This window comes from Anaerovibrio sp. (genome assembly GCF_051866355.1).
Lineage (GTDB): Bacteria > Bacillota > Negativicutes > Selenomonadales > Selenomonadaceae > Anaerovibrio.
Map to the genome: position 1 here is coordinate 1 of NZ_JBJDWZ010000085.1, position 10,941 is coordinate 10,941.

Annotated in this window: 10 protein-coding genes; 2 read left to right on the forward strand and 8 right to left on the reverse strand. The window is 55.4% G+C overall.

Features of this window, described 5'->3' with window-relative positions; genetic code table 11:
* Positions 1 to 142: 142 nt before the first annotated feature.
* The 4 genes from ACI3UA_RS04780 to ACI3UA_RS04795 all read right to left on the reverse strand — a co-directional run bounded on the left by ACI3UA_RS04780 (position 143) and on the right by ACI3UA_RS04795 (position 3,726).
* Positions 143 to 1,351 carry an N-acetylmuramoyl-L-alanine amidase gene (locus ACI3UA_RS04780; protein ID WP_439723689.1) on the reverse strand — a complete coding sequence of 403 codons (1,209 nt, stop codon included), beginning with the start codon at positions 1,349 to 1,351 and terminating at the stop codon, positions 143 to 145.
* Between the two features lie 30 nt (positions 1,352 to 1,381).
* Positions 1,382 to 2,161, reverse strand: coding sequence for an amino acid ABC transporter ATP-binding protein (locus ACI3UA_RS04785; protein ID WP_439723690.1), 780 nt, complete (start codon positions 2,159 to 2,161; stop codon positions 1,382 to 1,384).
* A complete protein-coding gene (locus ACI3UA_RS04790; protein ID WP_439723691.1) occupies positions 2,142 to 2,786 on the reverse strand; it encodes an amino acid ABC transporter permease in 645 nt (214 codons plus the stop codon). The genes ACI3UA_RS04785 and ACI3UA_RS04790 overlap by 20 nt, the downstream gene beginning before the upstream one ends.
* A 151-nt stretch (positions 2,787 to 2,937) precedes the next feature.
* Positions 2,938 to 3,726 (reverse strand): amino acid ABC transporter substrate-binding protein, encoded by a 789-nt coding sequence (locus tag ACI3UA_RS04795; RefSeq protein ID WP_439723692.1) that lies wholly within the window; start codon positions 3,724 to 3,726, stop codon positions 2,938 to 2,940.
* A 245-nt stretch (positions 3,727 to 3,971) separates the two neighbouring features.
* On the opposite strand from ACI3UA_RS04795, the gene ACI3UA_RS04800 reads away from it, so the two are divergent.
* Both ACI3UA_RS04800 and ACI3UA_RS04805 read left to right on the forward strand, forming a co-directional pair.
* Entirely contained in the window at positions 3,972 to 5,033 is a 1,062-nt protein-coding gene (locus ACI3UA_RS04800) for an aldose epimerase family protein (protein WP_439723693.1), read from the forward strand.
* A gap of 146 nt (positions 5,034 to 5,179) precedes the next feature.
* The gene (locus ACI3UA_RS04805; RefSeq protein ID WP_439723694.1) at positions 5,180 to 6,247 is read left to right on the forward strand and encodes an HD-GYP domain-containing protein; all 1,068 of its coding nucleotides are present in this window, start codon (positions 5,180 to 5,182) and stop codon (positions 6,245 to 6,247) included.
* Positions 6,248 to 6,378: 131 nt separating this feature from the next.
* Here ACI3UA_RS04805 and ACI3UA_RS04810 read toward each other — a convergent pair whose 3' ends face one another.
* Genes ACI3UA_RS04810 through ACI3UA_RS04825 form a run of 4 tightly spaced genes read right to left on the reverse strand, consistent with a single transcriptional unit; the run spans position 6,379 to position 10,811 of the window.
* Positions 6,379 to 7,596: an ABC transporter permease gene (locus ACI3UA_RS04810; RefSeq protein ID WP_439723695.1), complete on the reverse strand. Its 1,218-nt coding sequence runs from the start codon at positions 7,594 to 7,596 to the stop codon at positions 6,379 to 6,381.
* On the reverse strand, positions 7,586 to 8,317 hold the full coding sequence (locus tag ACI3UA_RS04815) for an ABC transporter ATP-binding protein (RefSeq protein WP_439723696.1): 732 nt from the start codon (positions 8,315 to 8,317) through the stop codon (positions 7,586 to 7,588). The genes ACI3UA_RS04810 and ACI3UA_RS04815 overlap by 11 nt, the downstream gene beginning before the upstream one ends.
* An 18-nt stretch (positions 8,318 to 8,335) precedes the next feature.
* On the reverse strand, positions 8,336 to 9,475 hold the full coding sequence (locus ACI3UA_RS04820) for an efflux RND transporter periplasmic adaptor subunit (RefSeq protein WP_439723697.1): 1,140 nt from the start codon (positions 9,473 to 9,475) through the stop codon (positions 8,336 to 8,338).
* 55 nt (positions 9,476 to 9,530) lie between these two features.
* Entirely contained in the window at positions 9,531 to 10,811 is a 1,281-nt protein-coding gene (locus ACI3UA_RS04825; RefSeq protein WP_439723698.1) for a TolC family protein, read from the reverse strand.
* Positions 10,812 to 10,941: the final 130 nt, after the last annotated feature.

Sequence of the window (10,941 nt, forward strand, 5' to 3'; positions counted from 1 at the left end):
AGCCTGTGGCGGCGCAGGCTCTTCATGCGCTCCGCCTTCTGCTCTTCCATGAGGGCATTATACTCGGCCTCGGAAAAGGTAAATTCTCTTTCTGTTTCCATACTCCGTACTTTCACTCCAATATCAGCAAATAATCACAGCATCAGCCAAAGAAGCTGCGGATACCCTTCAGAAGCCCCTCGGCAGCCTTCTTGACGCCTGCCTCGGAGTTCATCAGGCGTTCTTCCTTGTCGTTGGATATGAATGCCATCTCTATCAGTGCCGCCGGCATGGTGGTATGCTTCACCACGTAGAAATTACAGCTCTTGGTGCCGCGGTTGCCCGTTCCCAGCTCCGCCACCAGCGCCTCGGACAGCTCCTTGGCCAGCCGCCGGCCCGCCTTGGAGCCATTGACATAATAATATCCCGTAGTGCCGCTCGGAGAGCTGTTGGTAAAGGAATCCATGTGCAGTGACACAAAGATGTCCGCGTTCTTGTCATTGCCCGCGTCACATCTGGCCTGCAGCTCCTCAATGTCAGAGGCCTTGGCCTTCTTTGGCGAAACCTCCGTATCGGTGGTGCGCGTCATAATCACCGACGCCCCCTCCGCTATCAGCTTTTTCTGCAGCTCCAGCGCCACCCGGAGGGTAACGCCCTTCTCCGTGACGCCCGTCGGGCCGATGGCCCCCACATCACTGCCGCCGTGACCGGCGTCCAGCGCAATGATTTTGCCCTTCAGCCCCGGCGTGAATACAGGCTCGCCCTTGACCACCACGTCCGTGCTTCCGTCCGTGCCGTTATCCTTTTCCGCCGCAGTGCCGGTGGTGGCAGTGCCGGAACTGCCGCCGGTGCTGCCTGCACTCTCTTCCTTCGGCTTTGGATTGAAATCAATAGCGGCACCGCCGCTGCTGCCACCCAGATTGCCAAAATCCAGTACGATGCGGTAAGCCGTACTGCCGCCCTTCAGCGGAAAGACCTTGTAATTGTTCTTGCCTACGCTGCTCTCCACCACCACGCGCACCGTGCTGGTATCATGCTGGGCGATACGCACGGCCTTGGCAAATCTGCTGTCAATGGTCGTTGATTTCTTCACGTCAGGAGACAGCCAGGCATTCTGTATATCCACCACAATCCGCTGGGGATTGGACAGCACGCTGACCTTGTAGGAAGTCTCCTTTGTCCCGTCCAGCACAATGCGCGTCTTGTCAGCGCTGTTGCTGACCCTGACGGCCTTGATTTCGGACATGGAACCGGCCCTTTCCGCAAAGGCCGCCTCGGCATGTGCCGCACCAAATATGAGCACAAAGCCAGCGATAAACAGCATCGCCCGCCCCAGCAGGCCCAGCCACGCTCTTTTTTCGCAATATTGCATATTTGATTCCTCCAAATGTTCTTGTAGCAGTTACAGCATATTTTTCAGGAAGGCTATGGTTCTCTCCTGCACAGGATGGGCAAAGAATTCCTCCGGCCGTCCCTGCTCCACGATTACGCCGTCAGCCATGAACATCACATGGTTGGCCGCCTCCCTGGCAAAAGCCATCTCGTGGGTCACAACCACCATGGTCATGTGTTCAGCCGCCAGCTCGCGCATGGTTTTCAATACCTCTCCCGTCAGCTCCGGGTCAAGAGCCGAGGTAGGCTCGTCAAAAAGCATGATATCAGGCTTCATAGCCAGGGCGCGGGCAATAGCCACCCGCTGCTGCTGGCCGCCGGAAAGGCGTCCCGGATAGCAGTCGCGCTTGTCAAAAAGCCCCACCTTGCGGAGAAGCTCCTCCGCCTCCGGCCGCACCTCTTCCGCCGGGCGCTTCTTCACCTGCACAGGTGCCTCCAGAAGGTTCTGCATGACCGTCATGTGAGGAAACAGGTTGAACTGCTGGAAAACCATGCCCGTGCAGGACAGAATCTCCCGCGACTCCGCCTCGCTGACATATTCAGCCACGCCGTCAGCGTTGTTCTGCACCAGCACCCGTCCCTTGATTTCGATGGTACCGGCATCAATCTCCTCCAGCCTGTTGATGCACCGCAGCATGGTACTCTTGCCGGAGCCGGAAGGCCCGATAATCGCCAGCACGTCTCCCTTGGCCACGGAAAAATCAATGCCCTTCAATACCTCCAGCTCACCAAAACGCTTGTGGATGCCGCTCATCCTCAGCATGCTATTATCATTCATCATATTTTGCATAATGCGCCTCCAGCTTCTTGAACGCCCAGGTCAGAACAAAAGTCATGGCCAGATAAAACACGCCTGCAATCACGAAAGGCGTCATATCGAACTCCCGCTGTACAATGGTACGTGCCACCCGCAGCAGGTCATTCATGGCGAGAATATAAATCAGGGATGTATCCTTGACCAGATTAATCGTTTCGTTGCTGATTGGCGGCAGGACATGGCGTATCATCTGCGGGATGATAATCCGGCGCATGGTCTGGGAATAGGTCATGCCCAGCGTCTTGGCCGCCTCGTACTGGCCGCGGCTGATGGACTGGATGCCGGCACGGAAAATCTCCGCAAAGTAGGCCGCATAGTTCAGGACAAAGGCCAGCAGTGCGGCGGCGATGTCCGGCAGCTTTATCCCCACCAGCGGCAGGGCAAAATACACAAACAGAAGCTGCAGCATCAGCGGCGTGCCACGCATTATCCACACGTAAAACTCCATCAGCAGGCTGACGGGCTTAAGGCTGCTGATGCGCCCCAGGGCCGCCAGCAGGCCGATGGGCAGCGCCAGCACCAGCGTAATACAAAAAATCTCCAGCGTAACCTGGGTACCCTCCAACATTAACACAATAGTGTGCAGCAGGTTATCCATAATTAAAAAAACTTCCTTTCAATACAAAAAAGCACAGATATTTATATTTTACTTCAAATCAGCGCAAAAAAAAAGACCTGCTGACAAAAATCAGAGGTCTTTTTTCCCGCGGCACCGCCGCCGGACAGCATCCCCGCCGGGCAGGGACTGATTATTTAGTTATATCCTTGGCGAACCACTTCTCAGAAATCTTGGCAACGGTGCCGTCGGCCTTCATCTCGTCAAACACCTTCTGCACCTCATCACGCAGGGCCTGATCATCCTTGCGGAAAGCAAAGCCGAACTGGCTCACATCGCCGATGACAGTCTCCACAGCCTCAATATTCTCCGGATGCTTGCTGATGTAGTAACGGCCGATAATCTCGTCGCCCACTACAGCATCAATGCGGCCGCTCTCCAGATCCATAAAGGCGGTAATGTAGTCAGGATAGTATTTTACTTCCTTCATGGAGTTCTTCAGGGCGGTGTCCTTCGTGAAATATTCCTCGGTGGTGCCGCCGCTCTGAGTACCTACAGCCTTGCCGGCCAGGTCAGCCTCGCTGCCGATAGCCAGCTTGTTGTTCTTGGAAACAAAGACAATCTGGCGGTTGTCCATGTACGGCTCGCTGAACAGCATGTTTTCCTTGCGCTGCTCGGTGATATCCAGACCGTTCCACAGCACATCCACACGGCCGCTCTTCAGCTCGGCCTCCTTGGAGTTCCAGTCGATGGCCTTGAACTCCACCTCCCGGCCCAGGCGCTTGGCAGCCTCCTTGGCCAGATCGATATCAAAGCCCACGATTTCATTCTTCTCATCCTTGAAGCCCATTGGCGGGAAGTTGTCATCCAGACCCACCACAATCTTCTTGCCGGCTTCCTTGCCGGCATTGTCGCCGCCGCAGCCTGCCAGGGCAGTAACAGCCAGAACCAGCATCATGCACAACGCAAAAATCTTCTTCATATACCTTGCACTCTCCCTCTAGTATTTTGTGAAAATCACTATGCCTATTATACTTTAAACTATTAAAACATGACAACAAAAAAATCGTGAATATTGTATTTTTTCCGTCAGCAGGAGGATAAATTTTCACGCCGCGAAAATCCTTCCCAATTTGGCCGGAGCTTTGACACCGTACCATCTGCCGTGCTATAGTCAGGACAGAAGCATGCGGAACTACCAAATAAGAAAGAGAAGGGGTATATTCTATGACAAAAATCACCAGAGCAGAATTCGGCCGCCTGAAAAACGGCAGCATGGTTTATCTCTACACGCTGACAAACGACAGCGGCGCCAGCGCCGGCATCATCACCTACGGCGCCAGGGTGCAGAGCTTCATGGTGCCGGACAAGGACGGCAATCTGCAGGATATCGTGCGGGGCTTTGACGACGCCGCAGGCTATGAAGCGGAGGCCTTCTACATGGGGGCCATCGTCGGCCGCCATGCCAACCGCATCCAGAATGCAAAAATCACCATCAACGGCACTGACTATCAGCTGGAGGCCAACGACGGCCCCCGCGGGAACAACAGCCTGCACAGCGGCAGCCGTGGCTTTCACTGCCAGCTGTGGGGGGCGGAGGTGCAGGATGACAAGCTGGTTATGACCCATTTCAGCCCTGACGGTGACGGCGGCTTTCCTGGCAATTTTACCGTCCATGTCACCTATGAGCTGACCGGGGACAACGCCCTGAAGATTTCCTACGCGGCTTCCTCCGACGCCGACACCATCTGCAACCTGACCAATCACAGCTACTTCAACCTGAACGGCCGTGAGGACGACAGCATCCTCGGCCACCGCCTGCAGATTTTCGCAGACAGCCTGACGGAGGCTGACGCTGAATCCCTGCCAAACGGCACCATCTATCAGGCGGCAGGCACGCCGATGGATTTTCGCCAGCTGACCGCCATCGGGGAGCGCATTGACGCTGATTTCCAGCAGCTGAAATGGGGCGCAGGCTACGACCACAACTGGATTCTCAGCGGCGAAGCCGAAGACGGCCTGCGCAGGGCGGCCTATGCCGAGGGTGACAAAACCGGCATCACCCTGACCGTCTGCACGGATATGCCGGGCCTGCAGTTTTACAGCGGCAATTTTCTGGACGGCACCGTTGGCAAGGGCGGCGTCAGCTACGTAAGGCGCAGCAGCTTTGCCCTGGAAACCCAGTATTTTCCAAACTCACCGGCCCATCCTGAATTTCCGCAGCCGCTGCTGAAAAAAGGAGATACCTGGCGGTCCGTGACAATTTTCCGGGCAGGCATCAACGGATAAAACAATCTGAACATCTGAAATAAGAGGACATTCCACTACTTATGTCCTCTTATTTTTTTTTGCCAAATATGGTAGGATATTATATATAAATATCTTATGCAATATACGGTATACATATACAATAAAATAGAAAAGGAGATTCCATTATGAAAGCTCTAACAGTCGGCCAGCTGCAGCCGGGGATGGAACTAGCCCGCACCGTTGTCAACGATGACATGGTGGTAATTTTGTCGGAGAACACCCTGCTTACCAAGGCGCACATAACGAGGCTCAACTTTCTGAACATTCCCCAGGTCTATGTCAAGGACGAGTACGAACTCAGCCCTAACTATCAGTCCGTGATGACCATATTCAACCGCAGCAACGCTTTTGCGGCGGAATACCGCGAGGTCATCCGCGAGGTCAACAACATATTCGAGGCCACTGCCAACAGCGGCGAGATTCCTGTGGAAAAAACCCAGACGCTGGTACGGGATTCGCTGGCGCCCATGTCAAAGCAGAGCGGCGTCATTGACTACCTGTACGGCCTGAACCACATGGCTGACGACCTTTTCAACCACTCCATGCGCGTTTCCATTCTGGCGGGAGTTATCGGCAAATGGATGTACAAGAAAACCAGCGTAGTCAACGAGCTGATTCTGGCAGGCTTCCTCCATGACATCGGCAAGACCAAGTTCCCGCCCCGCCTGCAGTCGCGCCGCGTGGAAACGCTGAACGGTGATGATTTCGAGCGCTATATGCAGCACACCATTGACGGCTCGCACCTGCTGAACGAAAACAGGAAGATTCCTGACGGGGTAAAGCTGGCCGCCCTCCAGCATCACGAATGCATGGACGCCAGCGGATTTCCTTTCGCCGTAAACGGCAAGGAAATCCATGAGTATGCCAGAATCATAGCCATCGCTGACATGTACGACAACATCACCACCGAGCGGGAGGGCTTCGTCCGCCAGACGCCGTTCACCGCCATTGCCAAAATCACGGAGCAGATGTACACCAAGCTGGACCCGACCATCAGCGTGGCCATCCTGAAGCGCATAAAGGATGCCTTCCTGGGCTCCACCGTAGTGCTGAACAACGGCCTGGCCGGCACCATCATCAACTATCCTCATGATTTTGCCGAGCATCCGCTGGTGCGCATTGATCAGGACAACATCATCGACCTGAATCAGCACAGGGGCATCAAAATCGTGGAATACAATCCAAAGCAGTAAGTAACATATAACCCGAAACAAAAAACACCTGATATGCACGTTGCACGCATATCAGGTGTTTTTTTCGTCCATATATCAATCTGCATATTGCTACTGCCGGCTATTTATTCTCCGTACAGCCCTGCAACCGCTTATTCATACCGCAGGGCCTCGATAGGGTCCAGCTTTGCCGCCTTGCGCGCCGGCAGGATACCGAACAGCAGGCCTATGCCCACCGAAAAGGAAAAGGAAATCAATATCGGCGCCAGCGTAATGACCGTGGTAAAGCCTCCCACACCGGCAATGGCATAGGACAGGCCACAGCCTGCAGCGATGCCGATGATGCCGCCGATGACGCCGATTACCACCGACTCAATCAGAAACTGCATCATGATGTTGTTGAAGGTGGCCCCCAGCGCCTTGCGGATGCCGATTTCCCTGGTGCGCTCCGTCACGGATACCATCATGATATTCATGATGCCGATGCCGCCTACAATCAGGGAGATGCCCGCCACACTGCCCAGAAGCAGGGTAATCATGGTCGTGGTCTGGCTCATGGTTTCCATCAGGCTGGTCAGGTTCCGCACATGAAAATCGTCCTCCTTGTCCCCCACAATCCTGTGCCGCTGCCTGAGCAGTACCTCGATGTCGTTCTGCACCTGATCCATGTACATGGCATCACTGACCTGCACGCTGACTGACTGCACGTAGGTGATGCCCAGCATGCGCTCCTGGGCCGTAGTCAGGGGAATGATTACCACGTCATCCTGATCCTGCCCCATGGAGGACTGGCCCTTGCTTTCCAAAAGCCCGATAACCCGGAAGGGCTGGTTGTTCACGCGGATATTCCTGCCGACGGGATTTTCACTGCCAAAAAGGTTTTCCGCGACGGTAGTGCCGATAACCGCTACCCTGTCACGCTTGTTCATGTTGTCGTTGGTGATAAAGGAGCCTGATTCCACCGTCAGGGACTTGATGTCCATGTACTCAGGGGTTACGCCCTGCACGCTGGTATTCCAGTTCTGATTGCCGTTGACAACCTGATAGCTGCCGCTGACGCTGGGGGACACAAAATCAATGTTTTTGATTTTGGCCTGTATGGCCTTTGCATCATCGTATTTCAAGGTCTGCATGGAGCCTGCCGCGCCGCGGGGGCCGCCCCGGTTGGAGGAGCCCGGCGAAACAATCAGCATGTTGCTGCCCAGGCTGGCAATGGACTCCTGCACGTTGCTGCGGACGCCCATGCCCACGGATACCATGGCGATAACCGCCCCCACGCCGATGATAATTCCCAGCATGGTCAGGAGGGAGCGCAGCTTGTTGGCATAAAGGGCCGTAAAGGCCATGCGAAAACATTCCTTAAACAACATCCAGCACCACTCCCTTTCCTTCATCACGGGTAATCACGCCATCGCGCACCAGCAGCTGACGATTGGCGCAGACAGCGATTTCCGGCTCATGCGTTACCAGAATGATGGTGCGTCCCGTGCTGTGCAGCTTCTGAAAGATATCCATAATCTCCCGCGTGGACTTTGTATCCAGATTGCCTGTAGGCTCGTCCGCCATGATGATTTCCGGCTCGTTCACCAGCGCCCTGGCTATAGCCACGCGCTGGCGCTGGCCGCCGGACAGCTCGTTGGGCATGTGCTCCGCCCTGTCGGCCAGCCCCACCGTATCCAGAAAATGCATGGCCCTTTCCCGCCGCTCCTTTGCCCCGATGCCCGCATAAATCAGGGGCAGGGCCACATTGTCCAGAGAGGAAATGCGCGACAGCAGGTTGAAATTCTGGAAGACGAAGCCGATGTGCTTGTTCCGCGTCAGTGCCAGCTCATCGTCAGAAAGATGTGCCACCTCCCTGCCCTCCAGCTCATAGGAGCCGCAGGTGGGCCTGTCGAGACAGCCCAGGATATTCATCAGCGTGGATTTGCCGGAGCCGGACGGCCCCATCAGCGCCGCGAACTCTCCCTTTTTTATGTCCAAATCAATGCCATCAAGGGCGGCTACCTGCTGCTCACCCATCCGGTACAGCTTCTTTACGCCCCGCAGGCGGATAACATACTCCGTCCCGCTTTTTATACTTTTTTCCTTCATACGCACTCTGCCTCCCTCTTACATCGGAGGCGGGCCTCCCATGCCATTCTTGCCGGAGCTGCTGGTCTTGGACTTGTAGCTGATGACAAGCATATCACCATCACTGAGCCCATCCAGTATCTCCACATACTCATCGCTATAAATACCGGTGGTAACATAGCGCTTCTCCTGCTGTGCCGCATCAGCACCGCCGCCCCTGCCGGCCTGCACCATGACATAGGAGCCTGTCGAATCCGTTTTCAGGGCGGAAATAGGCACAGCCAGGGCGTTTTCCTTTTCATCGGTCACAATCTCCACCCGCGCCGTCATGGCCGGCAGCAGGAGATTTTCAGGATCGTCCACGTCCAGCACCACGTAATAGTAAATTACGCTGGCAGAACTGCTGGAGCTGGAGGAATTGCTGGAATTGGTATTCCAGCTGTTGGTGACATCCGTCTGGGAAATCTTGGAAACCGTTGCCGTAAAGGTTCTGCCCGTATAGGTATCCACCGTAAATGTGGCCTTCTGTCCCACCTTGACACTGCCGATGTCCGTTTCATCCACCTTGGCCAGAATCTGCTTTCTGGACAAATCCGCAATGGTCATGATGACGGTCGGATTGCTGTTGCCCTGCACGGCCATGGTGCCTGCCGTCTTCGGCTCCCCCACCACGATGCCGTCCATAGGGGCGGTAATCACCGTCTCTGCCAGATCCGACTCGGTCTTGGACAGGGAGCTTTCCGCCGTATCGTAGTCATACTCCGCATCCTCCAGCTCTTCCCTGGACTTGGCGCCGATGGAGTAAAGATACTCCGCCCGGTTGTACTTGGAGCGGGTATTGGCTACCTTATAGGAAGCCTGATCCTTGGTGGCCTCATAGTCCTTGCCATCCAGAATCGCCACGGTCTGCCCCGCCTTCACTACATCGTTTTCCTTTACCAGCACGGACTTGATGCGGGCGGTGATTTTGGAGCTTACCTCCACGGAATCCACCGGCCTGATGGTTCCCGTAGCGGAAACCGTGGACTTCAGGCTCTGGCGGGAAGCCTCCACCAGCTCCACGGCAGCGGCCTGCTGTGCCGCCTCCTGCTGGCTGCTGTACCAGCCATAGCCCCCGGCGGCCACTGCCAGAACCACGGCCGCCGCTATCAGCCATTTCATCTTTCCTTTTATGTTCATCTGCTTTTCTCCTTATGCACACGGCCGTCAGGCAGCCTGCCCCTGCCGTGCAAAATCACTTACCGGCGGTGTACTCCACAGCCAGCCCCATGTCGCTTTCCAGCGCCGCCTTGTAGCGGGCATAGTCGTACTGGGCGCTGATGTAGTTGTGGCGGGCAGTGGACAGAGCCTCCTGAGCGTCAATGATGTCCAGCATAATGCCCTCACCGGCCTTGTATTTTTCCTGGGCGATGAAGAAGTCCTCTTCCGCCTGCTTTACGGCAGTCTGGGTGGAATTGAAGCGTTCCTCCGCCTCCCGCATGCTGTTGTAGTCCTTGCGCACCGCCAAATCAATATCATTCCTGTCCTTTGCCAGCGTCGCCTGCGCTATAGCCAGCTCCGCCTTGGCCGCGTCCACCTTGCCTGCCGTGATGCCGCTGTCAAAAATATTCCAGCTCACCCCCAGGGAGGCCGTGTACTCGTGGTTGTCGCCGTCCGGCAGAACCTGCTTGCTCCAGCCTGCCCCCACGCTCAAATCCACCGTCGGCCCATAACCGGCTTTTGCCGTCCTGACCGCCAGCTCCTTCTGCTGCAGCTGATAGTTATCCATCAGTATTTCCTTGCGGTTGTCAAGAGCATAGGAAAGGCACTCCCCCACATCGCCATCAAAGGCAGTATAGGAAAAATCATCCGTCAGCTCTAATGGCTCACTGCTGTCCACATAAATCAGGCTTCTCAGGGTACTCAGGTTGTTGTCGTAGCTGTTCTTGCCCTTGATAAGCTCCTGACGGGCGTTGGACAGCTCCACCTGGGAGCGCAGCACATCAATCTTGGCCTTGCTGCCCGCTCCATACAGCTGCTCCACATTAGTCAGATGCTGCTGGTATTTGTCCACCGTGTCCTGATAGACGGCAATCTTCTTCTGTGCCTCCAGCGTATCATAGTAGGCCTGAATCACTGCCAGCCGGGTTGTTTCCCATTTTCTTTCCGTCTTAAGCCTGGCGATGTCCACGCCCAGCTCGCCGGATTTGATGCTGTTCTGATTCGCGCCGCCGGAATAAAGGGGCAGCGATACGGATATCTTATTGCTGTTGCCGTTTTCCCAGTCCTTGCTGTTGGACTCGGAACGGCTGAAACTGCTGCTGGCCTTCCAGCTGAAGCTGTTCTGCCCCCGCGCCTGACGCAGCGATGCCTTTGCTGTTTCCTCACCCAGCTGGGTAATCAGCACATCGGGATTATTCTTCAACGCCAGCTGTACAGCCGTTTCCAGCGGCAGCTCCATGCAGCTGCCCACGGCTCCCTGTGCCAGCAGGCAGCCTGCCAGCACGCCGCCCAGTACCAAACCTTTCAATCTCATAAAAACACCCTTTCTTGTGGTGAAATATTCTAGCCTGTATTTTATTACACAAATCTTAAAATAGCATTAAAAAAACGCAATTATTAAACCCCTGCAGCCATCCGGCCGCAGGGGTACATATTATTTGCCC